The organism is Brevundimonas sp. MEB006b, assembly GCF_030209705.1.
Taxonomy (GTDB): Bacteria; Pseudomonadota; Alphaproteobacteria; order Caulobacterales; family Caulobacteraceae; genus Brevundimonas.
Map to the genome: position 1 here is coordinate 77,959 of NZ_JARVRL010000009.1, position 20,843 is coordinate 98,801.

The window sequence follows — 20,843 nt, forward strand, 5'->3', positions numbered from 1 at the left end:
TTCAGTTCATGCGTCTTGTCTCTTCTTTCGCCGCCGTTCTGTTGGCGAGCGCCGCCTTGTCCGCCTGCGCCACGGCGTCCAATCCTGCTGCGGTTCACACCGTCCCGACTTTCGATGCGGCGCGGATCTCGCAGGACATCAAGACGCTGTCGGACGACAGCTTCGAGGGCAGGGGCATCGCCACACCGGCCGAGGAAAAGGTCATCCGGTATCTGAGCGAAGGCTACGCCGCCGCTGGGTTCGAGCCGGGTGGGCCGAACGGCCAGTGGACGCAGGACGTGATCCTGAACCGCTTTACCCAGTCCAATGTGCGGGCTTCGCTGAAGCTGGGCGACTGGACCCTGCCGATGACGCAAGGGCGCGAGGTCGCCATCTCGACCCGCCGCCCGGCCGAACACGTCAGCCTGAAGGACGCGCCGCTGGTCTTCGTCGGCTATGGCATCAGTGCCCCTGAGCGTCAGTGGAACGACTTCAAGGGCCAGGACCTGCGCGGGAAGATTCTGGTGGTGCTGGTCAATGACGCCGACTTCGAGGAGCCGGCGCTGAACACCTTCGGCGGCAAGGCCATGACCTATTACGGCCGCTGGACCTACAAATACGAAGAGGCGGCCAAACAGGGCGCGGCGGGTGTGCTGATCGTTCACGAGACGGCGCCGGCGTCTTACGGCTGGCAGACGGTCGCCAACTCCTGGGGCGTGTCGCAGTTCGACATCCTGCGCCAAAATGCGGCGGCGGAGCGCGTGCCGATGGAGGGCTGGATCCAGCGTGACGTGGCGGTCGACCTGTTCCGTCGTGCGGGTCTGGATTTCGAGGCGCTGAAGGTCCAGGCGCGCAGCCGTGACTTCCAGCCGGTCGCTTTGCCCGGCGCATCCTTCTCGACCGACTTCGACGTGGCCACCAATCAGGTCACCAGCCACAACGTCATCGCCCGCCTGCCGGGCACAACTCATCCGGACGAGACGATCCTCTATACCGCCCACTGGGATCACATCGGCATGGGCGAGCCGGATGCGACCGGCGACCGGATCTTCAACGGGGCGGTGGACAATGCCTCGGGCACGGCGGGTCTGCTGGAGCTGGCGCGCATGTTCGGTCGCGCGCCGCGCACCGAGCGCTCGATCGTGATGATCAGCTTCACCGGCGAGGAAAGCGGCCTGCTGGGCTCGGAATACTATGCGGTGAACCCGGTCTATCCGCTGGCCAAGACGGTGGGCGGGTTCAACATGGACTCCATGAATGTCTATGGCCGCGTCACGGGTCTGGGCGTCACCGGATATGGCCAGTCGGACTTCGACGAACGTCTGGCGGCGGCGATTCAGCCGCAAGGGCGGTCGCTGGTGCCGGACTACGAGAATGCGGCCGGCACCTATTATCGTTCGGACCACTTCCCGCTGGCCAAGCGCGGGGTGCCGATGGCCTACGCCGGCAGCCGGGGCGAATTCCGCGACGAACCGATCGCCGCGCGCGAGGCGGCGCGGTCGGAATACGGCGCCAAACGCTATCACCAGGCGGCGGATGAATGGTCGCCCGACTGGGACTACAGCGGCATGATCGAGGACCTGACAGTCTTCTACGATGTCGGTCGCGCCCTGGCGAACGGTCGCGACTGGCCGCAGTGGAAGTCGGGTTCCGAGTTCGCGCCGGTGCGCGCCACGACCGCGTCCGAACGCCGCTAGTCTTTTTACAAATCGAGATGGGGCGGGGAGGGATCTCCGCCCCTTTGCCATTCCGCCTGTCGAGTCAGTTCAATGATCCATCGCCGTTCACCCCTGATCGCCCTCGCGGCGCTCGCGCTCGCCGCCTGTGCGACGACGCCGGTCGCATCTCCGGCGCCGAAGCTGGACGCTTTCGCCGTCGCCTCGGCCGCGACGCCTCAGTTCAGCGCCCAGCGCCTGTCGGACCACATCAAATATCTGGCGTCGGACGAGATGGAGGGACGGTTTCCCGGCCTGGTCGGCGAACGGCTGACCCTGGCCTATCTGCAGGCGCAGTATGAGGCGATGGGGCTGGAGCCGGGCGGGCGCAACGGATCATGGCTGCAGCCTGTCGATCTGGTCCGGTTCACGCCGGAGCGGCCGCCGACGGCCTCCTGGACCGGGGCGGACGGCATGGCGCATCCGTTGGTTTCCGGGACGGACATCACCCTGCGGGCCGGGTCGGCGGAACCGGTCGTGACGGCCGAGGCGCCGCTGGTCTTCGCCGGTTACGGCATTTCGGGGCCGACCTGGGACGACTATGGCAATGCGGACCTGACCGGCAAGGTCGTGGTCATTCTGCGCGGCCAGCCGATGGTGATGGGCGAGGATCCCAACTTCTACGGCTCGACAACGCACAAGACCCAGGAGGCGTTGAAGCGCGGAGCCGTGGGCGTCATTACGCTTCAGGATCAGGACAACCGCTGGCGTCGCGCCGTGGGAGGCGCGACCCGGCCGCAGATGACGGTCAAGGGCGCGCAGGACCCGCGGTTCAGCGGATCCATCAACATGGCCACGGCGACAGCGATCGGCGGCGCGCCCCTGGAAGCCGCCGTCGAGCGGGCGAAGACGACCGCCTTGGGGGGCGTTCTGGATCTGGGCGCACGGCTCAGCGTTGATATCGTCGAGACCACCGAGGTCATCCACTCCAACAACATGCTGGCCAAGATCCCCGGCACCGAGCGGCCTGACGAGTACGTCTTCTATTCCGCCCACTGGGATCACGTCGGCAAGGCCCGGACGCCGAACGCCGAGGGCGACGACATCTTCAACGGCGCCTGGGACAATGCATCGGGGACGGCCGGTCTGATCGAGATGGCGCGGGCGTTCAAGGCTGGACCGGCGCCAAAGCGCACCGTGATCTTCTTGCACGTCACGGCCGAGGAGCAGGGGCTGCTGGGGTCGGAGGCCTATGCCGCCGATCCGGTCTATCCGCTGGCCAAGACGGCGGCGGACATCAACATCGACATGCTGCCTTTTACGCCCGCAACGCGCGACGTGGCGGTGTTCGGCGTCGGCAAATCCGAGTTGGAGGACATCCTGGGCCGGTTTGCGGCCGTGCAGGGGCGGGTGGTGACGGGCGACGGCTATCCGGAGGAAGGCTTCTACTACCGCTCCGACCACTTCAACTTCGCGGCCGGCGGGGTGCCGGCCCTGATGCCGTGGACGGGCCGTGATTTCGTCGAGGGCGGGATCGAGGCGGGCAAGCCCTATTACGAGGGCGCGATGGCCAAATACTATCACAAGCTGACCGACGAATGGCGGGCCGACTATGATTTCACGGCCGCCTTGCAGAACCTAGACCTGCTGTATCGGCTGGGGCTGACGGTGGCCGACAGCGAGAGCTGGCCTGCGTGGAAGCCGACGGCCGAGTTCAACGCCATCCGCGACCGCACGGCCGATCAGAGGCGCTAGGCCTCAGGCCGCGCCGAACGGATAGGGGCTGACGGACTTGGACCAGTCATCGACCGCCAGCGGGCGGTCGATGGGGGCGGCGGCGCGTTCGGCGCAGGGGTGACGGTGACACAGGCGGCAGGCCGGGCCGATGGGCGTGACCTCGGGGTTCTGCAGGTCGATGCCGTGAGCGTAGGCCAGACGATGCGCATGACGCAGTTCGCAGCCCAGGCCGACGGCCAGGTCGTGGCGCTCGCCATAGCCGTCGTGGCCTTGCCGCTCGACCGTGCGGGCGAAGGTGAACCAGCGGCCGCCATCTGGAGTCTCGATGATCTGGGTGACGATGCGGCCCGGCGTGCGGAAGGCCGAATGCAGCCGCCAGCGCGGGCAGGCGCCGCCGAAACGCGAGAAGGGAAAGGCGCCCGCCGCATAGCGTTTGGAGATGTTGCCCGCCTGATCGACCCGCATCAGGAAGAAGGGCACGCCGCGCGTCGTGGGGCGTGACAGGGTAGTCAGGCGGTGCGCGGCCTGCTCGTAGCTGACGCCGAACCGGGCCTGGAGCCGGGCCAGGTCATAGCGGGTCTCCTCCGCCGCCCGCTGGAAGGCGGCGTAGGGCATCAGGGTCGCGGCGGCGAGGGTGTTGGTCAGGGCGACCTGCAGCAGGGAGCGAGTCGGCCCGTCCGGGGCGCCGGCGGCCTCTGCCAGCGCGTTGAGCGCCGGCCCTTGCTCGGCCAGGGCCAGTTGATAGGCGATGGCAAAGGCGCGCGAGGACGGCCCCAGGGTTTCCGACAGCAACAGCCGGCGGCGGTGCAGGTCGTAGCGGCGGGTCCATTCCACCATGACCTCGGCCGGCAGGGTTCGGACGCCAAGGTCGTGCCTGGCCGCCAGCCGATGGCGCGCGGCGGGTTCGAAGCCGTCGGCGTGGGCCGGCGCCTCGGCGGACAGGGCATCGGACAGGGCCTCGCCCATCTGGTCCAGTTCGGGAAAATGGTTGCCGCGCGACTGGATGTATTCGCGCACCCATTCGGCGGGACTGGTCTCGATCGGGCTTTCGCCTGTCTCGGCGGCGGCGCGTGCGCGCGTGCGGCCGTCGTCGAAGGCCTGATAGAGGCGCAGCAGGGCGTCGGCGACACCGGGCGCCTCTTCCAGCAGTTGCACCAGTTCGTGCCGGGGCGCGGACAGACCCTTGAATAGGGGATCGGTCAGGATCTCCGTGAGACGCGCCTCGTCCGCCGCCCCACCCTGGTTCAGCGCGCGCAGATCGACATCATAGGTGTCCGCCAATCGCAGCAGCAGCTGAGCTGAGACCGGGCGCTGGTTACGCTCTATGTGATTGAGATAACTTGGAGAAACGTCCAGATCGGCTGCCATGGCGGTCTGGGTCAGGCTCAGATCGCGGCGCAGCCGCTTGAGCCGGGCGCCTAGGAACAGCTTGCGATCAGCGGCGGTGGTCATCACCACACGATGTCACAAAGTGACCGAATAGGCAAAGTCATAGTGTGACAAGATGACTTCGTTGATAGGGTTCGGTCTGTGTCAGTTTTGACCGATGCGTGTTCTTGTCTTCGAGACGGCGGCCGCAGCCGCGCCCTTCAGAGACCGAGTTCGACCATGACCACTTTCGCCGATTTGGTGCCTTCGCCCGCCGGCCGTTTCGACGGCATCGAGCGCCCCTACACTCCTGAAGACGTCCTGCGCCTACGCGGCTCGGTGCCGATCACCCATACGCTGGCCGAGCGTGGGGCCAACCGCCTGTGGCAGTTGCTGCACGACGAGCCCTTCATCAATGCGCTGGGCGCCGTCACCGGCAACCAGGCCATGCAGATGGTCCGCGCGGGTCTGAAGGCCATCTATCTGTCGGGCTGGCAGGTCGCGGCCGACGCCAATACGGCCGGCGCCATGTACCCGGACCAGTCGCTGTACCCGGCCAACGCCGCGCCGGAACTGTGCCGCCGCATCAACCGCACCCTGCAACGCGCCGATCAGATCGAGCATGCCGAGGGCGGCGCCAAGCGCGACTGGTTCGTTCCCATTGTCGCCGACGCGGAAGCCGGTTTCGGCGGGCCGCTGAACAGCTTCGAGATCATGAAGGCCTTCATCGAGGCGGGCGCGGCCGGCGTTCACTTCGAGGACCAGCTGGCGTCGGAAAAGAAGTGCGGCCACCTGGGTGGCAAGGTTCTGATCCCGACCCAGGCGCATGAGCGCAATCTGGTCGCCGCGCGTCTGGCCGCCGACGTCATGGGCACGCCGACCATTACGGTCGCCCGCACGGACGCCGAGAGCGCGCAACTGATCACCTCCGACATCGACGAGCGGGATCAGCCCTTCATCGATCGCGACAACCGCACGCCTGAGGGCTTCTTCCGCCTGAAGGAGGGCACGGGTCTGGACCACTGCATCGCGCGCGGCCTGTCCTACGCCAATATCGCCGACCTGCTGTGGTGGGAGACGTCGCATCCGGATCTGGACGACGCCAAGAAGTTCGCGGAGGCCGTGCAGAAGAAGCATCCGGGCAAGCTGATGGCTTACAACTGCTCGCCGTCCTTCAACTGGAAGGCCAAGCTGGACGACGCCACCATCGCCAAGTTCCAGCGCGAACTGGGGGCCATGGGCTACAAGTTCCAGTTCGTGACCCTGGCCGGCTTCCACAGCCTGAACAACTCGATGTTCGAGCTGGCGGACGGTTATCGCGATCGCGGCATGGCGGCCTATTCGGAGCTGCAACAGCGCGAGTTCGCCAACGAGGCCATCGGCTACACCGCCACGCGTCACCAACGCGAAGTCGGCACCGGCTATTTCGACCAGGTCGCCACGGTCATCTCCAACGGCACGTCCTCGACGACGGCGCTGAAGGACTCGACCGAGACCGCCCAGTTCACCCACGCGGCTTAACCCGGAAAGGAACCCGCAAATGGAACCGCTGACCCGAACCGAAGCCATCATCGACTTCTGCCTGGCGCCCCTGGCGCTCGACACCGGCACGGAGGCCGAGCGTGAGGTGCGTCGTCGCCTGACGCACGTGCTTCGGACCTATCAATCCAAGACCGCGACGCCCGTCGCCGTGGACTTCTCGTCCATGCCGTCACAGGTCATCAACGAAGCGGCGCACGGTTACGAATAGGCCGCTCGCCCACGAAAAAGGCCCGCTCCGATCGCTCGGAGCGGGCCTTGCTCTGTTCGAAGTCACTTAGCGCGAGGGTGTCGTGTTCAGCGATTGGGTGGTCGCAACCGCCGGGGTCGGAACAGGCGTCGCTTGCGGGACGGTGACGGAGATAGGCGTGCGCGCCGGCGCGGCGCCGGTTTCCTGAGGGTCGCCGACGACGATGGTGGTGATCTGCGTCGCCTCGGTGGTGCAGGTCGCCAGGTCGCGGGTGATGTGACGGCCCAGGCAGAAGATGTCCTCGTAGCTGGGGCGCGAGGCGGCCAGGCACTGGAACAGCATCAGCTTGGACATATCCATGCAGAACTCGCTGTTCGGCTCGTGCGTCAGAGCCTCGGTATTGACCCGGGCCTCGTCGCCGCCGGCGCCGAGCGCGCCCAGAGCCGCGATGGCCAGAGAGCGGACGACGGCGGGGGTGTAGGGCGGGCCCTTGCGCGAAGGCTCAAGGCCCAAGCCCGTGCCGCTGTTGGCGGCGGCGAACAGGCGGCTCGATTCCTCCGGCGACGGCAGCATCTTCACGGCCGACAGCGTCTTTGCGCTTTCCAGCCGGACTTCGCGGTTCGGAATCGGCGTGATGGCCCAGCGGCGGCGGGGATCGCTGCGGCCCTGGATGGTGTAGGCGTCCTGCTCGATCGCCTCGGCGATGGCGCGCATGGCGATGGCGTCCTTGCCGACCGTCGCCGAGATCAGGCCGGCGGCCGCATCGGCGCCGGGCAGGGTGGCGGCGTAGGCCGGGTCGGCGACGATCTGGGCGACCATGCGCTGACGCTGCGCCGGATCGATCGCATACTGCTGCACGCCGGCGACGAACTCGGGCGACTGCAGGGCGATGATGGCGCCGTAAGCGATCAGCCCGCGCGACAGCTGGTCGGCGTCATAGGCCGAACCCTTGCGCAGGGCGGCCTGGATCGACTCCGCATCGGGGAAGCCGCCAGGCTGGATCGTCTGGGCTTCGCGCAGGAAGGCCACGTAGATCGAGGCGGCGTCCGCCACGCCCTGATTCAGGGACACGGGGGGCGGCTTGCGGGCGGCCAGTTCGGCCGCCAGACGCTGGGCTTCCAGCTCGGCCTTTGAGGGTCCGCTCTCGCAACTGGCGAGCAGGACAGCGGCGGCGAGGGCGGCGGCCGACAGACCGCGGCTCAGTAGGGCCGTTTTCATGGAGACTTCCTCAGGCGAATACGCGCGCAAAAAGCGCCAATACTGTTGGCGCTTATAAGGCGGGCCTTATGGTTATCCGAAGGTTAATCGAACAGTTTCGATACCGATTCTTCGTTCGCGATCCGTCGGATAGCCTCTCCGACCAGCGGAGCCACGGAAACCGCTCGGATTTTTGGGCAGTTCAAAACTTCGTGGGGTTGCTCGATGGAGTTGGTGATCACCAGCTCCTTCAGCGGGCCGTCGGTGATGCGCTGGACGGCGGGACCGGACAGGACGCCGTGGCTGATGTAGGCCGAAACCTCGGTCGCGCCCTGGTCGATCAGGGCCTTGGCGGCGTTGACCAGGGTGCCGCCCGAATCGACGATGTCGTCGAACAGGATGCAGCGGCGGCCCTGAACGTCGCCGATGATGTTCATGACCTCGCTCTCGCCCGCCTTGGGCCTGCGCTTGTCGACGATGGCGAGATCGGCGTCCAGGCGGCTGGCCAGGGCGCGCGCGCGCACCACGCCGCCGACGTCGGGCGAGACGATCATCAGGTCGTCGCCGCGGGCGTAGTTTTCCTTGATGTCCTGCGCCAGCACGGGAGTCGCGACCAGATTGTCGGTCGGAATGTCGAAGAAGCCCTGGATCTGACCGGCGTGCAGATCCATCGTCAGAACGCGGTCGGCGCCGGCGCGGGTGATCAGATTGGCCACCAGTTTGGCCGAGATCGGCGTGCGGCCGCCGGTCTTACGGTCCTGACGCGCATAGCCGAAATAAGGAATGACGGCCGTGATCCGTTTCGCCGAGGCCCGCACCAGGGCGTCGGTGATGATCAGCAGCTCCATCAGGTTGTCGTTGGCCGGATAGGAAGTCGATTGCAGGATGAAGACGTCCTCTCCGCGGACGTTTTCCTCGATGATGGCGAAGACCTCGTTGTCGGCGAACCGCTTGACCTGGGCCTTGGTCAGGGGCGCATCCAGGTGGTCGGCGATCGCCTGGGACAGTGCGCGGTTGGAGTTGCCTGAGAGCAGCTTCATCGGCCGGTCATCCTTTCGCCGTCATCCGCCCCCCATGAACGGCGGTCGGTTGGCGCGCTCTTTACCAGTGGAGCCGGGCAGGGCAAGTCGTATGCTGAGTTTTCCTCGGCATGGCGCGGCTCGGTCGCGGGTGCTAGAGGTCGCCGCGTTGGTTTCCGGGGAACGGCTTCAGGGCCGTCCTTCACACGTCATGGGGTCGTCCTTGTCCGCTTCTAAGTTCCGTTCCGGCATGGTGCTGATGGCCGCGGCGCTCGCCGCAGTGACGATTTCAGGCTGCTCGGGCACCAAGCGTCCCAAGCTGGCCTATGAGGAACGTCCGGTCGAGGCGCTCTACAACACCGGCTATGATCGGCTGCAGCAGCGCCGCTGGTCCGACGCCGTGGACTATTTCCAGGAAGTCGAACGCCAGCATCCCTATTCGGACTGGGCGCGTCGTTCGATCCTGATGCAGATCTACGCCTACTATCAGAACAACGCCTATGCCGACGCCATCGCGGCGGCCGACCGGTTCATCCAGCTGTTCCCCGGCAATCCGTCGGCGTCCTACGCCTTCTACATGAAGGCGGTCTGCAATTTCGAGCAGATCACCGACGTGGGGCGCGATCAGGGTTACGCCACCGCCGCCCTGGCGGGTCTGAAGGATGTCTCGCGCCGCTATCCGGGCACGCCCTATGCCTCAGACGCCGCCGTCAAGATCGACATGGTCAACGACCAGCTGGCCGGCAAGGAAATGAACATCGGCCGCTACTATCAGCGCGCCAACCAACCGCTGGCGGCCCTGAACCGTTACAAGGCGGTGATCGCCAACCCGGACTTCCAGCGCACCTCGCACACGCCCGAAGCCCTTTATCGCCTGGTCGAGGTCAACCTTCAGCTGGGTCTGAAGGAAGAGGCGACGCGCAACGGCGCGGTTCTGGGCTACAACTATCCGGGCAGCCCCTGGTACGCCGAGGCCTATGCGCTGCTGACCGAAAACGGCCAGACGCCGGACAAGGTGCCCGAGGGCAAGCGCGAGAGCTGGCTGCAGCGGATCATTCCGGGCTGATCACGCGACGGCTTGTGCAATCCGGCGGGGATCGGGATTCTGTCGGTCATGATTCGTTCCGCCGGCGCCTGACGCGATGCTGACCGCCTTTTCCATTCGTGACGTCGTCCTGGTGGACGTGCTCGATCTCGAGGTCGAGAATGGCCTGACCGTGCTGACCGGCGAAACCGGAGCCGGCAAGTCGATCATTCTGGACGCGCTCGGCCTGGCGCTCGGCGGGCGCGGCGATGCAGGCCTGGTGCGCAATGGCGCCAAACAGGCGGTTGCCACAGCTGTCTTCTCCGCCCCCGACGATCCCGATCTGCTGGCCCTGATCGCCGACAAGGGATTCGATGTGCAGCCGGGGGAGGATTTGATCCTGCGACGGGTGCTGGGCGCCGACGGTCGCAGCCGGGCCTATGTCAATGATCAGCCGGCCGGTGTGACGGCCGTGCGCGAGATCGGCGCGGCCTTGGTCGAGGTGCATGGACAGCATGAGACGGTGGGCCTGCTGGATTGGCGAACGCACCGCGCGTCGCTGGACGCTTATGGCGGACTGCAGCCTCAGTTGTCGGCGGTCGCGTCGGCCTCCGCCAAGCTGAAGGCCGCCGAGGCGAAGCTGGTCGAGCTGAAGGCGCAGGCGGCGGACGCCGATGCGCGGCGTGAAGAGATCAGCCTGAACCTCTCCGAACTGGATGCGCTGGATCCTCGCGCCGACGAAGAGACGGAACTGGCAGGCGAACGCGCCCTGCTGGGCGCCGCCGAAAAGGCCATCGCGGATCTGGGCGACGCGCGCACCCAACTAGGCGGCGACAAGCTGAGCCAGAAGCTGGGCGCGGCGTTGAGGGCCGTCGAACATGCGCGCCAGAGGGCAGGGCAAGCGGGGGCCGAGGGCGATCATCCGGTCATCGTCAAACTGTCGGCCGCCGTGGAGGCGATCGACCGTACCATGGTCGAGGCGGCGGAAGCCCTCGCCGCCGTGGACGCCGCCGCCGACGCCTTCGACTATGAGCCCGGCCGTCTGGACAAGGCCGAGGAGCGGCTGTTCGCCTTGCGCGCCGCCGCCCGCAAGCTGCACACGACCGTCGACGCCCTGCCGACCCTGCGCATTCGCCTGCGCGAGCAGCTGCGGCTGATCGAGGACGGGGAGGAGGCGCTGACCAACGCCGGTCGCGAGGCGGCCGAGGCGGCGGAAACCTATGATCTGGCGGCCACCTTCCTGACCTCGGCGCGGGAAGCCGCCGCCGAGCGGCTGACCGCCGCCGTCATGGGAGAATTGGGCCCGCTGAAGTTGGAGCGCGCGCGGTTCCGCGTGGCGCTGGAGCCGATCGAGGGCCGACGCGGGCCCGACGGCGTCGAGACGGTGCGCTTCCAAATCGCCACCAACGCCGGAACCGACTTCGGCCCGCTGGACGCCATCGCCTCGGGCGGCGAACTGGCGCGTTTCGCCCTGGCGATGAAGGCGGCCCTCGCCAGCCGCGAGGACATGCGCCAGCCCGTGATGATCTTCGACGAGGTGGATCAGGGAGTCGGCGGCGCGGTGGCCGAAGCCGTCGGTTCGCGCCTGAAACGCTTGTCGAACGGCGCACAGGTCCTGGTCGTGACCCACAGCCCCCAGGTCGCCGCCCGCGGCCATGCCCACTGGAAGGTGATGAAGGCCGACCGCGACGGCCTGACCACCACCACCGTCGTCGCCCTGGACGACCAGCGCCGTCAGGAAGAGATCGCGCGCATGCTGTCGGGAGCGGAAATCACCGACGAGGCGCGGGCGGCGGCGCGGGCTTTGATCGGATAAGACAAAACCCCCGGAGCGCATGCTCCGGGGGGCGTTAAAATCAACTCAGGATCAGTTGGGCTTGGCGCCGGCGTTGGTCGAGCCGTTTGCGCTGGCGCCGGCCGACAGCGCTACGCCGCTGCGTGAGGCGGAAGCCGAACCGTTGGCCGAGCCCGAGGTGGCCGCGTCGCCGCGCGACGTCGAGGCGGAGCTGGATGCGTCGCCCGAAGCCGAGCCGGAGACCGAGGCGGAGTTCACGGTCGACGCGGCGCCTTGGGCCAGACCAGACGCGCGATCACGTGCGGCGCCGGCGGTGGTTTGGGCCGCGCCGACCGTCGTCGCCGCCGTGGAGGCTGCGGCGTCGCGGGTGCGGGCCGCCGTGGCCTCAGCGCGGGCGCGGGCCTGCTGAGCGCGGCGTTCGGCGCGGGTCTGGGTGGAGGTCGCACGATCGGTGACGCGCGAGCTGTCCAGCGAACCGCCCAGGTTTCCGGTCAGCGAGCCGGCGCCCGTCGCGCCGCCGGTCAGGCCGCCGACCTGGCCGCCCAGGCTGCCGCCGAGATTGCCGCCCAGACCGCCCGAGCCGCCCAGGATTTGAGCCTGCGAGGCGCCGGCCAGCATCAGGCCGAAGGCGACGGTCGCGGTCATCAGGGTCTTTTTCATCGTCGTATCTCCTGTTGTTCTGGGCTTTGATCGCCCTCACAGGGTCCAACGACGGCGTCGGTCAGTTTCATCCCGGCAGACGAATCTTTTTTACGACGCCAGACGTCCGCGCGCGACGACAGCGCCCGGCGGGGTGCGCAGGGAGAGGCCCACAACCCCTTGGCCATAGACGGCGTCGCGGCCGGATGCGCCGGCGTCGATCGCGTTCAAACCCTGGCGGCCGGACTTTCCGATCAGGCCGGCGACCAGCGGCGCGGCGAAGGAGGTGCCGCGCACCGAGACGAAACTGCCGGCGCGTCCGGCGGCGGCCATGTCGGCGCCCGGCGCGGCGTAATCGACCTGATCCCCCCGCCCCGCTTCGGCAAGGACGCGGCCCTGGGCGTTGACGGCGGTGACACCGATGACTTGCGGATAGGCGGCGGGGTAGAGGGGCGGGGCGGCGGGGCCATCGTTTCCGACCGCAGCGACCAGAATGACGCCGCGCCGCTGCGCCGCCGACACCGCGCGTTCGATCAGGGCGTTGCGCGGCCCGACCAGACTGATGTTCACGACGGCGACGTGACGTTCGACCATCCAGGCCAGGGCCGAGGCCAAGGCTGTCGCCGACCCGCCCGCCGCGCGACCGCCGTAGATGTCTGCCACCAAAAGCGCCGCGCCGGGATCGCCGCCCTTGAAGACCCCCGCATCCCCTACCATCAGCGATGCGACCGCTGTGCCGTGCGCGCCCATTTGCGGCGGGCCAGAGAAGCCGCGTTGTTCGATGGCCGATCCGGCCAAGGCCGGGTGGGTCGCTTCGACGCCTGTGTCGATTAATCCGAGGCGGGCGCCCGGCGCGGCGCCGTTCGTTTGTGGGGAGGCGGTCAGCGCGACAGGGGCAGCCGCCATTCCGGCAGGAGAGGCGATGTGGTTGAAGGTGATCTCCGCGCCGGGAGCCATTTCGCGAAGCCGTCGCACTGCGCGATCCAGCGTCAGGCGACGCGGGGGCGCCAGGACCACGATCGACAGGTCAAGCGCGTTGAGACGCTCTTCGCGCAGAACGGTGAAGCCCGCAGCCAGAGCCTGATCCCGCGCGTGCTGCGGCAGATCAACCGCCACGACTTCGCCCGTCACAACGGGCCAGCCGTCGGGATCGGTCTGCAGCGCGCCGCGCGAGGTTCGGACCAGATCGGTCAGACGGGCGGGCGCCCTGAGCGCATCCTCGACGGCATCGCGCGCCAGACCTTCAAGCGTTCCCCTTTGCGGAATGCGATCGCTCAGGCCTGAAGGCAGCGACGGAAGGGAGGACGGCAGGCCGATCTGCGCCATGGCCGGCGAGGCGACCGAGCAAGCCACAAGCGTCGCCGCCATCCATCCGATCGTCAGCCGGTTCAAAATCACCCGATCCGCTCCTTGCGCCGTCTTGCATCGTCAGGCGATCCATTCGCCTATGCCCATTCGCTTGTGACAAGGGATGAAACGCGCCGCGCCGCGCGTTTCATCCCTCATGACAGAGGAACACGCGTGGACGAATTTCAGACCGAGTTGGTGGCGATGCTTCCGCGCCTTCGCCGGTTCGCGCGCGTTCTGCGGCCCCAGGACGCCGACGCTCAGGATTTGGTGCAACAAACGGTCGAGCGCGCTCTGGCCTCTCGAAAGGGCTTCAGGGCGGGCACGCGGTTGGACAGTTGGGCGTTCACGATCATGAAACGGATCGCCATAGACGACGGTCGAAAGGCCCAGCGGTGGTCCCGCGTCGTCTCGCCTGAGGACGACGCCACGCCGCAGGCGCCCGATCCGGCCCAGGCCGGCGAGGGGTTGCGCACCGACGCCCTGGCCGCGCGCGACGCGATCCACGCCCTGCCGGACGATCAGCGTCAGGCCGTGGCCTTGGTCCTGATCGAGGGCCTGTCCTACGCCGAGGCGGCGCACGTTCTGGGCGTGCCCGCCGGCACCTTGACCAGCCGACTGGTGCGGGGCCGCCAGGCCCTGGTCGAAGTTCTCGCCGCCCAAGGAATAACCGGATGACCCGCTACGACGACGAAACCCTGATGCGGCGGATCGACGGCGAAATGCCGGTCGCCGAGCGCGATCGGATCGATGCGGCGGCTGCAAGCGACGCCGATCTGGCGGCTCGGCTGGCGGCGCTGCGGACGACCGGCGCCGCTGCGCGCGCGGCCTTCCCGATCCAGAGCGATGCGCGCGATGCGGATCTGGCCCGGCTCATCATGGCGTCGGGCTCCGCGCCGACGAAAAGCGTAGGCTGGAAGCTCTGGCTCGGCCAAGTCTTTGCGCCCCGGTCGGCCATCATCTGGGGCGGTCTGGCGACGGCGGCCTTCGTTGCTGGCCTGTTGATCGCGCCGTCAATGAACGGGCCGACCGGGTTCGCCCTGACCAGCGACGGCGCCGTGGCGGACGTAGGGCTGATCCGGGTGCTCGATACGGGCCTGGCGGCCGACGGGGCCGACGCTCGAGGGCGGGCGGTCGGACTGACGTTCCGAAACGCCGAAGGACGCTGGTGTCGGACCTTCACCGCCTCGCAGGACGGGGTCGCGGGGCTGGTTTGTCGCCAAGGCGAAGACTGGCGGCTGCAGGCCCTGGCGCCGGCGGGGTCTCCGGGCGGTGAAATCCGCACGGCCTCGAGCGACACGCCTGGCGTCGTGCTCGCGGCTGTCGATACGACCATCGCCGGAGACGCCGTGGACACCGCCGCCGAACGACGCGCGCGCGACGACGGTTGGCGTTAAGCGCCCAGAATCCAGCCTTCTTCCTGTTCGACCTGGGCGATCAGTTCGGGTGTGGCGTCCTTGGGCGGGGCGAACGCCTTGGCGAGGTCGCCGGCCTCGTCCATCCGGGCGAGGGCCTCGGCCGTGGAGCGAACCTGGGCCTGGTCCTTGAACTCACCGGGTTGAGGCTTGGTCTCGTGCATCGACGGCCAGACCTCGACAACCAGGGCCGACAAGGGTTCCACGTCCTCGGGCGTCAGCGCGCGCCAGCCGGTGCCGAACGGCCAGACGGCACCTGACGGGCCGAGGCTTTCCAGAAGCCGCCGCACAGCCGGGATGCCGACCAGGGTCTGGCCGCCCACGGCGCCGGCGCCGTGCATCTGCCACACGCTCTTGGGCTGAAGCCGGCCCTTGCGAGCCGCGTTTTCGGTGGCGCGGAACTCGGGGATGTCGGCGCCGGAGCCTGCGGGCGGTTTGGTCGTGGTCAACCAGCGCTGGGCCTGTTTGGCGGGTGCGCCCCACAGAGGCCAGGCCTCGTCGGTCATCAGCCGGTTCATCTTGGCCGCGACCTGATAGCGGTTGTTGGTGTTGTCGGCCTTATCCACGACGTTCGAGGCGATGAATTTCCACATGGCTTGCCACGGGGTTCCGTCCAACTTCAGCCGCGCGGCCGTGCCGACGGGATAACCGAAGTTGAAGTCCAGGCCGACCAGCACCCGGTCGCCGCGCTTTCTGTGGTCCGCCAGGATCGAGGCCAGCAGGGCTTCGCCCTCGGCCCGGGTCGCGACATTGTGCGTCTCGGTATAGAGGCGGAAACGCACGTCGCGCTTGGCCACGCCGATCCACAGCGAGGTGTCGCCGAGCTTCTTGGTTTCGGCGGCGGTCCAGTCGGCGACGATATAGGCGTCGAAAAGGCGGGCCAAGGCGGCCTCCCTGATAAAGGCGTGTCGGTTAGGAGTGAGCCGGGCTTCTAACGCCGCATCGCGGCGACTGAAAGGCCCATGCGGCGTCTCAGCCCTTCAGCAGGGCTTCCAGATGCGACAACCAGCGGCGGCCGAGACGAAGCGCCTCGCCCGGCGAGCCGGTCTGGACGGGCAGGGCGGCGTCCCACAGGGCCAGTTCGAACTCCGGGTGGCGGGCGTCGGCGAACATCAGCCGCAGCACCACCTGTTCGGCATCGGGGGCCAGCACGTCCAGCGACTTGCGCGCCTCGCCCCGGCGAATGCGGGCGACCACGTGGCCGTCCACGATGATCTCGCCCCCCTCGACCTCATCGAAGGCGTAGACCAGGCCATGGGCGCCGATGGCCCACAGTACGACGACCTGTTCGACGTCGAAGTTCAAGGCGCAGGCGCGACCTTCGCCCGGCGACAAGGCCTCGACCTCCGGCGCGGCGCCCAAGGTCTTGAGCATGGCGCGGTGCAAGCGGCGCGGCGGCTCCATCCACCACGACAGCGCCAGGGCCAGGGTCGTCAGCAGGGCCGCCGCGAGGGCGATCAGCAACACCACCCGCAAGACGTCGGCCATGGTCGTCAGGCCTCCAGATCGAGATCGACCACCACGGGGACGTGGTCGCTGGGTTTTTCCATGTCCCGGGCGTCGCGGTGGGTCTCTATCCCCCTGAACCGGTCGGCGGCCTGGGGCGACAGAAGCGCGAAGTCGATGCGGATGCCATGGTCCCGCTGCCAGGCGCCAGCCTGATAGTCCCAGAAAGTGTAGGTGCCGGCCGGTTCGCCGCCGATCTCGTGCGCGTCGGCCAGGCCCAGGTTCTTGAGCGCGCGGAATGCCTGGCGGCTCTGCGGTTGGAATAGGGCGTCGTCGGTCCAGGCGGTCGGATCTTTGGCGTCCTCCGCTTCGGGAATGACGTTGTAGTCGCCGCACAGGACCAGCGGCTCCTCGAAAGCCATCAGATCCTGGGCATGGCGGTTCAACCGATCGAACCAAGCCAGCTTGTAATCGAACTTCTCCGTCCCGATCGGATTACCGTTCGGCAGATAGAGGGCGCCCACGCGAATAGGCCGTGGAGCCTCGATCAGGGCCTCGATATAGCGCGCCTGCTCGTCAGTCTCGTCGCCCGGCAGCCCGCGGCGGATGTCGGACAGCGGATACTTGGACAGCAGCGCGACGCCGTTGTAGCTCTTCTGCCCGTGGGTCTCGACATTGTAGCCGCGGCTCTCGAACGCCTCGCGCGGGAACTTCTCATCCACGCATTTGATTTCCTGGAAACAGGCGACGTCGGGGGCGGCCTGCTCCAGCCATGCCAGAACGGTGGGCAGGCGGGCGTTGACGGAGTTCACGTTCCAGGTGGCGATGCGCATGACGGCGAGGCTAGGCTGCGTCTCGGTTCTGGAAAAGAGGGCGCAAAAGAAAAGGGCCGCCGGATCGCTCCGACGGCCCTTTCGTCTGGTCTCTGTCGTCGTTTACGGGCGACCGCCGGCAGGGGCTGGCGCAGCGGCCGGAGCCGCCATTGTCAATTTGCAGCCGCCGCCGATGCGTTGTGCCGTGGCGCAAGGATAGACTTGCTGAACCGCGTTTTCAGTGTTCACGCGGGCGATGACGCCATCAGCGCCGTCGCACTTGGCTTCATAGAAAACGCCGTTGGCGTTCTGGCCCATCAGCCGAGCTTCGGTCACGTTACAAGACGCGGCATCCGACCCTGCAAGAAGGCCTTTCACGAATGCGGCATTTTCAGCGACTGTCGTGAATTCACAAACTCCGCTTTCGGCCAAAACTCGGATGCAGGGTGTCTTTGTCCAAGCTTCGCCCTCTTTCTGAATCCAGTAACCAGCAGCGTCCGCGCAACCGATTTCATAAACAACAGCCCCGTCGCCCGACTGGCCCAAAACCTTTGTCTGATCAACCGAGCAAGGTACGCTGGCTTGCTGAGCGTAGGCACGGATAAACCGATCTACATCCGTATTCGCTGCTATCGTGCATTGCATGCCGACATCCGCCGCTGGATCTCTCTCGCGTACGATCCGCGCCGAATAGGCTAGATTGATGCAGCTTGTCGCGACAGGTGGCGTCTTCGCTTCAATGATGAAGCCAGCCTCTGCTCCGCATGCAACCTCGAAAACAGAGGTTTTGTCCGCCGTTTGGCCCAACAGCTTGGCCTCAGTGACCTGACATTTCGTATTCGCTAAAGTTGCCTGTTCTTGCGCGGATGCAAGAACTTGCTCTGCGGTGGGAGCGGTTGCACTAGGCGCTTGTTGTCTACGATTCTGGCGGTTCTCTCGCAGGCGCGAAGCAGAGGTTTCGCGGGTTGATTGTGCCCGGGAAGGGTCAGACGGATTTCCTGGCGCCGCCCTGCCGCCGTATTCAGGGTTGGACGTAGGGCCAGCCGATTGAGCAACGGCTGAACCAGCCAAAGCCAGGCCGATAAATGCGCTGCTAGCAAGAGCCGCAAGGACGCGATGATGGGACAAGCAGGACCTCCGAAGACCAGTTTTGTTCAGCCTTGAGCTGTCGTAAGATAATCGTCAAGAGAACCACGCACAGCAAGTGTGACCTGGGTTTGGAAAGCTAGTGCGAAATGGCAAGACAAGCGTGACATCACAAAGCGATGAGCGCGAGCGGATGTCACGCCAACCCATTCTTCATTATCCCTTGGGCGCGAATGGCCCCGAACAGAGCGCAGTCGAAGTGACGCGAGGCGTGCTGTGGCTGCGGTTCGCCCTGCCGTTTCAACTGGATCACGTGAATGTCTATGCGATCCGGGACGGCGACGGCTGGGTAGTCGTCGATACGGGTTTGAAGACATCCACGACCGTTGCTGCATGGGAGACGGCGCTGGATGGCGCGCTGGGCGGCAGGCCGGTGACGCGACTGATCTGCACGCATATGCATCCCGATCACATCGGACTGGCGGGCTGGCTATGTGAGCGGTCGGGGGCGCCGTTGCTGATGTCGCGACTGGAATATGTGACCGCGCGGATGCTGATGGCCGAGGAGGCGGGCGATGCGCCGAAGGACGGCGAGCGCTACTATCGTGCGGCGGGTTGGGGCGATGAGCAGATCGCGCGCTGGCGGGCTGACTACGGCGGGTTCGGCAAGGGTGTGGCGACGATGCCCCGCAGCTATCTGCGACTGTCCGACGGCGACATCATTCAGATCGACGGAGAAGATTGGACAGTGGTCGTCGGGTCAGGCCATAGCCCCGAGCACGTCTGCCTGTGGCGGCGGTCGGACGACGTCTTCATCGCCGGGGATCAGATTCTGCCGCGCATATCGTCGAACGTGTCGGTCTGGTCGACGGAGCCGGAAGCCGACCCTCTGGGTGACTGGATGGACTCGCTGGACAAGCTGAGGGCGCTGTTGCCGGAGGGCGCGTTCGTTCTGCCGGCGCATGGCGAACCCTTCTATGGCGTCCACACGCGGCTCGATGCCCTGAAGCGAGGGCATAAGGTCGCGCTGAAACGGCTTGAGCGGACGTTGCGTCAACCGTCTAGGGTGATCGACGCCTTCCCGTCTGTCTTCGGGCGGACGGTGGGCGACGGGGTGCTGGGTATGGCGACGGGCGAGGCCCAGGCGCACCTGAACTATCTGGAAAGACGCGGCCGCGCGACGCGGACGCGGGACGAGAGCGGCGTCGACTGGTGGAGCGCCGTCGCACAGGACGAGGAAACGACGTGAGCGAACATATCCGCAGCGAACTGATCGACGGCGTCCTGACCGTCACTCTGGACCGGGCCGACAAGAAGAACGCCATCACCCAGGCCATGTATTCGGCCTTGGCCGAGGCGACGGAGCGGGGGCGAACCGACGATGCGGTGCGGGCGCTGCTGCTGCGCGCGGAGGGCGACAGCTTCTCGGCCGGCAACGACATTCAGGACTTCATCGCCCTGGGCTCGCAAGGGGCGGGGCCGGGCGACATGCCTGTGTTTCGTTTCCTGAAGGCGCTGGCGGATCTGGACAAGCCGGCTGTGGCGGCCGTGAAGGGGCGGGCGGTCGGGATCGGCCTGACCATGCTGCTGCACTGCGATCTGGTGGTGGTCGCCGAGGATGCGCTGCTGTCCGTGCCCTTCGTCAATCTGGCGTTGGCGCCCGAGGCGGCGTCCAGCCTGTTGTTGCCGGCCGTGATCGGTCATCAGCGGGCCTTCGAACTGTTTGCGCTGGGCGAGCCGCTGGATGGCCGGACAGCCCTGGCGTGGGGTATCGCCAATCGCGCGGTCCCGGCCGATCAGGTCGAGGCGACGGCGGCGGAACTGGCGGCCAAGGTGGCGGCCCGCGCGCCCAACTCGATCCGCAAGACCAAGCGGCTGATGCGTGACGCCGAAGGCATTTGGGCGCTGATGCAGCGCGAGGGCGAGGCCTTCGGTTCGCAGATGAAGAGCCCCGAGGCGATGGAGGCCTTCATGGCCTTCACCCAGAAGCGTGCGCCGGACTTTTCGAAGGCGGGTTAAGCGGTCGTCAGAAGGCCTTGCCTTGATTTGGCGCAGCTTTGCTTCTAGGTGCGCGCGCCGATGTCGCACGCCCTTTCCATACCTCCGGCCGTAAGCCGTATCGAAGCCGAGACCCCGGCCGACGCCACAGGCGTGGACGCGCTGGTCATGGCCGCCTTCGGGCCCGGACGGTTCGCCAAGACGGCCGAACGTCTGCGTGAAGGCTCGCAGCCAAGCGCGGCCTTTGTCGTCAAGCGCGACGGGGACGTGGTGGGCTCGGTGCGGCTATGGCCGGTCGTGGTTGGAGACACCTCGGGCCTGTTTTTGGGGCCGATCGCCGTGGACGCCGGCCGCCGGAGCGACGGTCTGGGCGCCGAACTGGTTCAGGCGTGCGTGGATCAGGCACGGACGCTGGACGTCGGCGGCGTGCTGCTGATCGGGGATGCGGCCTATTTCGAGCGGTTCGGATTCGCCCCTGCGCCCGAGGCGATCCTGCCCGGACCTGTGGATCGTCGCCGTGTCCTGTGGCTGGCGACCGGCGTGGATCAGGTTTCGGGTTCGGTTCGCATCGGCTGACCCTTTCCCGCGCGGTTCGCG

20 protein-coding genes are annotated in these 20,843 nt (G+C 67.1%); 11 read left to right on the forward strand and 9 right to left on the reverse strand.

Going from position 1 to position 20,843, the window contains the following annotated elements; all coding sequences use genetic code 11:
* Positions 1-8 precede the first annotated feature (8 nt).
* Positions 9-1,676 (forward strand): M28 family metallopeptidase, encoded by a 1,668-nt coding sequence (locus QRN13_RS13340; RefSeq protein ID WP_284878280.1) that lies wholly within the window; start codon positions 9-11, stop codon positions 1,674-1,676.
* A 72-nt stretch (positions 1,677-1,748) separates the two neighbouring features.
* Positions 1,749-3,389, forward strand: coding sequence for a M28 family peptidase (locus QRN13_RS13345; RefSeq protein ID WP_284878281.1), 1,641 nt, complete (start codon positions 1,749-1,751; stop codon positions 3,387-3,389).
* Between the two features lie 3 nt (positions 3,390-3,392).
* On the opposite strand, the gene QRN13_RS13350 is transcribed toward QRN13_RS13345, so the two are convergent.
* Positions 3,393-4,823 (reverse strand): helix-turn-helix domain-containing protein, encoded by a 1,431-nt coding sequence (locus tag QRN13_RS13350; protein WP_284878282.1) that lies wholly within the window; start codon positions 4,821-4,823, stop codon positions 3,393-3,395.
* A 156-nt stretch (positions 4,824-4,979) separates the two neighbouring features.
* Here QRN13_RS13350 and aceA point away from each other — a divergent pair, with 156 nt between their 5' ends.
* Together aceA and QRN13_RS13360 are read left to right on the forward strand one after the other, a co-directional pair.
* Positions 4,980-6,260, forward strand: a complete 1,281-nt coding sequence (aceA, locus tag QRN13_RS13355; RefSeq protein WP_055753170.1) for an isocitrate lyase — start codon at positions 4,980-4,982, stop codon at positions 6,258-6,260.
* 19 nt (positions 6,261-6,279) lie between these two features.
* The gene (locus tag QRN13_RS13360; RefSeq protein WP_045810109.1) at positions 6,280-6,489 is read left to right on the forward strand and encodes a hypothetical protein; all 210 of its coding nucleotides are present in this window, start codon (positions 6,280-6,282) and stop codon (positions 6,487-6,489) included.
* 66 nt (positions 6,490-6,555) lie between these two features.
* On the opposite strand, the gene QRN13_RS13365 is transcribed toward QRN13_RS13360, so the two are convergent.
* Together QRN13_RS13365 and QRN13_RS13370 are read right to left on the reverse strand one after the other, a co-directional pair.
* Positions 6,556-7,686 (reverse strand): hypothetical protein, encoded by a 1,131-nt coding sequence (locus tag QRN13_RS13365; protein ID WP_199059123.1) that lies wholly within the window; start codon positions 7,684-7,686, stop codon positions 6,556-6,558.
* An 83-nt stretch (positions 7,687-7,769) separates the two neighbouring features.
* Positions 7,770-8,705, reverse strand: a complete 936-nt coding sequence (locus tag QRN13_RS13370; protein WP_017504159.1) for a ribose-phosphate pyrophosphokinase — start codon at positions 8,703-8,705, stop codon at positions 7,770-7,772.
* A 190-nt stretch (positions 8,706-8,895) separates the two neighbouring features.
* On the opposite strand from QRN13_RS13370, the gene QRN13_RS13375 reads away from it, so the two are divergent.
* Both QRN13_RS13375 and recN read left to right on the forward strand, forming a co-directional pair.
* Complete coding sequence (locus tag QRN13_RS13375) at positions 8,896-9,750, forward strand: outer membrane protein assembly factor BamD (RefSeq protein WP_066550783.1); 855 nt, start codon at positions 8,896-8,898, stop codon at positions 9,748-9,750.
* Positions 9,751-9,826: 76 nt separating this feature from the next.
* On the forward strand, positions 9,827-11,524 hold the full coding sequence (recN, locus tag QRN13_RS13380; RefSeq protein ID WP_284878283.1) for a DNA repair protein RecN: 1,698 nt from the start codon (positions 9,827-9,829) through the stop codon (positions 11,522-11,524).
* A gap of 51 nt (positions 11,525-11,575) precedes the next feature.
* On the opposite strand, the gene QRN13_RS13385 is transcribed toward recN, so the two are convergent.
* Positions 11,576-12,163: a hypothetical protein gene (locus QRN13_RS13385; RefSeq protein ID WP_284878284.1), complete on the reverse strand. Its 588-nt coding sequence runs from the start codon at positions 12,161-12,163 to the stop codon at positions 11,576-11,578.
* Positions 12,164-12,253: 90 nt separating this feature from the next.
* On the reverse strand, positions 12,254-13,510 hold the full coding sequence (locus tag QRN13_RS13390) for a S8 family serine peptidase (protein ID WP_284878285.1): 1,257 nt from the start codon (positions 13,508-13,510) through the stop codon (positions 12,254-12,256).
* 153 nt (positions 13,511-13,663) lie between these two features.
* Here QRN13_RS13390 and QRN13_RS13395 point away from each other — a divergent pair, with 153 nt between their 5' ends.
* Both QRN13_RS13395 and QRN13_RS13400 read left to right on the forward strand, forming a co-directional pair.
* On the forward strand, positions 13,664-14,167 hold the full coding sequence (locus QRN13_RS13395) for an RNA polymerase sigma factor (protein ID WP_284878286.1): 504 nt from the start codon (positions 13,664-13,666) through the stop codon (positions 14,165-14,167).
* Complete coding sequence (locus tag QRN13_RS13400) at positions 14,164-14,886, forward strand: hypothetical protein (RefSeq protein WP_284878287.1); 723 nt, start codon at positions 14,164-14,166, stop codon at positions 14,884-14,886. The genes QRN13_RS13395 and QRN13_RS13400 overlap by 4 nt, the downstream gene beginning before the upstream one ends.
* Here the strand turns inward: QRN13_RS13400 and QRN13_RS13405 are convergent.
* The 4 genes from QRN13_RS13405 to QRN13_RS13420 form a co-directional block, all read right to left on the reverse strand.
* On the reverse strand, positions 14,883-15,788 hold the full coding sequence (locus tag QRN13_RS13405) for a cobalamin biosynthesis protein CbiG (RefSeq protein ID WP_284878288.1): 906 nt from the start codon (positions 15,786-15,788) through the stop codon (positions 14,883-14,885). The two genes, QRN13_RS13400 and QRN13_RS13405, sit on opposite strands and share 4 nt — an antisense overlap.
* A gap of 88 nt (positions 15,789-15,876) precedes the next feature.
* Positions 15,877-16,392 (reverse strand): hypothetical protein, encoded by a 516-nt coding sequence (locus QRN13_RS13410; protein WP_284878289.1) that lies wholly within the window; start codon positions 16,390-16,392, stop codon positions 15,877-15,879.
* Between the two features lie 5 nt (positions 16,393-16,397).
* Positions 16,398-17,183 (reverse strand): exodeoxyribonuclease III, encoded by a 786-nt coding sequence (xth, locus tag QRN13_RS13415; protein WP_284878290.1) that lies wholly within the window; start codon positions 17,181-17,183, stop codon positions 16,398-16,400.
* A gap of 102 nt (positions 17,184-17,285) precedes the next feature.
* Entirely contained in the window at positions 17,286-18,290 is a 1,005-nt protein-coding gene (locus tag QRN13_RS13420; protein ID WP_055753178.1) for a hypothetical protein, read from the reverse strand.
* Between the two features lie 151 nt (positions 18,291-18,441).
* Between QRN13_RS13420 and QRN13_RS13425 the strand changes: the two genes are divergently transcribed.
* Genes QRN13_RS13425 through QRN13_RS13435 form a run of 3 tightly spaced genes read left to right on the forward strand, consistent with a single transcriptional unit; the run spans position 18,442 to position 20,822 of the window.
* Positions 18,442-19,497, forward strand: a complete 1,056-nt coding sequence (locus QRN13_RS13425) for an MBL fold metallo-hydrolase (protein WP_284878292.1) — start codon at positions 18,442-18,444, stop codon at positions 19,495-19,497.
* Positions 19,494-20,267: an enoyl-CoA hydratase gene (locus QRN13_RS13430; protein WP_284878294.1), complete on the forward strand. Its 774-nt coding sequence runs from the start codon at positions 19,494-19,496 to the stop codon at positions 20,265-20,267. The genes QRN13_RS13425 and QRN13_RS13430 overlap by 4 nt, the downstream gene beginning before the upstream one ends.
* A 60-nt stretch (positions 20,268-20,327) precedes the next feature.
* On the forward strand, positions 20,328-20,822 hold the full coding sequence (locus QRN13_RS13435) for a GNAT family N-acetyltransferase (RefSeq protein ID WP_284878296.1): 495 nt from the start codon (positions 20,328-20,330) through the stop codon (positions 20,820-20,822).
* Positions 20,823-20,843: the final 21 nt, after the last annotated feature.

Excerpts from the sequence above, each read along its gene's own strand:
- QRN13_RS13340 (WP_284878280.1), top strand. The coding sequence starts at position 9 with ATGCGTCTTGTCTCTTCTTTCGCCGCCGTTCTGTTGGCGAGCGCCGCC.
- QRN13_RS13345 (WP_284878281.1), top strand. The coding sequence starts at position 1,749 with ATGATCCATCGCCGTTCACCCCTGATCGCCCTCGCGGCGCTCGCGCTC.
- QRN13_RS13350 (WP_284878282.1), bottom strand. The coding sequence starts at position 4,823 with ATGACCACCGCCGCTGATCGCAAGCTGTTCCTAGGCGCCCGGCTCAAG.
- aceA (WP_055753170.1), top strand. The coding sequence starts at position 4,980 with ATGACCACTTTCGCCGATTTGGTGCCTTCGCCCGCCGGCCGTTTCGAC.
- QRN13_RS13360 (WP_045810109.1), top strand. The coding sequence starts at position 6,280 with ATGGAACCGCTGACCCGAACCGAAGCCATCATCGACTTCTGCCTGGCG.
- QRN13_RS13365 (WP_199059123.1), bottom strand. The coding sequence starts at position 7,686 with ATGAAAACGGCCCTACTGAGCCGCGGTCTGTCGGCCGCCGCCCTCGCC.
- QRN13_RS13370 (WP_017504159.1), bottom strand. The coding sequence starts at position 8,705 with ATGAAGCTGCTCTCAGGCAACTCCAACCGCGCACTGTCCCAGGCGATC.
- QRN13_RS13375 (WP_066550783.1), top strand. The coding sequence starts at position 8,896 with ATGGGGTCGTCCTTGTCCGCTTCTAAGTTCCGTTCCGGCATGGTGCTG.
- recN (WP_284878283.1), top strand. The coding sequence starts at position 9,827 with ATGCTGACCGCCTTTTCCATTCGTGACGTCGTCCTGGTGGACGTGCTC.
- QRN13_RS13385 (WP_284878284.1), bottom strand. The coding sequence starts at position 12,163 with ATGAAAAAGACCCTGATGACCGCGACCGTCGCCTTCGGCCTGATGCTG.
- QRN13_RS13390 (WP_284878285.1), bottom strand. The coding sequence starts at position 13,510 with ATGGCGGCGACGCTTGTGGCTTGCTCGGTCGCCTCGCCGGCCATGGCG.
- QRN13_RS13400 (WP_284878287.1), top strand. The coding sequence starts at position 14,164 with ATGACCCGCTACGACGACGAAACCCTGATGCGGCGGATCGACGGCGAA.
- QRN13_RS13410 (WP_284878289.1), bottom strand. The coding sequence starts at position 16,392 with ATGGCCGACGTCTTGCGGGTGGTGTTGCTGATCGCCCTCGCGGCGGCC.
- xth (WP_284878290.1), bottom strand. The coding sequence starts at position 17,183 with ATGCGCATCGCCACCTGGAACGTGAACTCCGTCAACGCCCGCCTGCCC.
- QRN13_RS13425 (WP_284878292.1), top strand. The coding sequence starts at position 18,442 with ATGTCACGCCAACCCATTCTTCATTATCCCTTGGGCGCGAATGGCCCC.
- QRN13_RS13435 (WP_284878296.1), top strand. The coding sequence starts at position 20,328 with ATGTCGCACGCCCTTTCCATACCTCCGGCCGTAAGCCGTATCGAAGCC.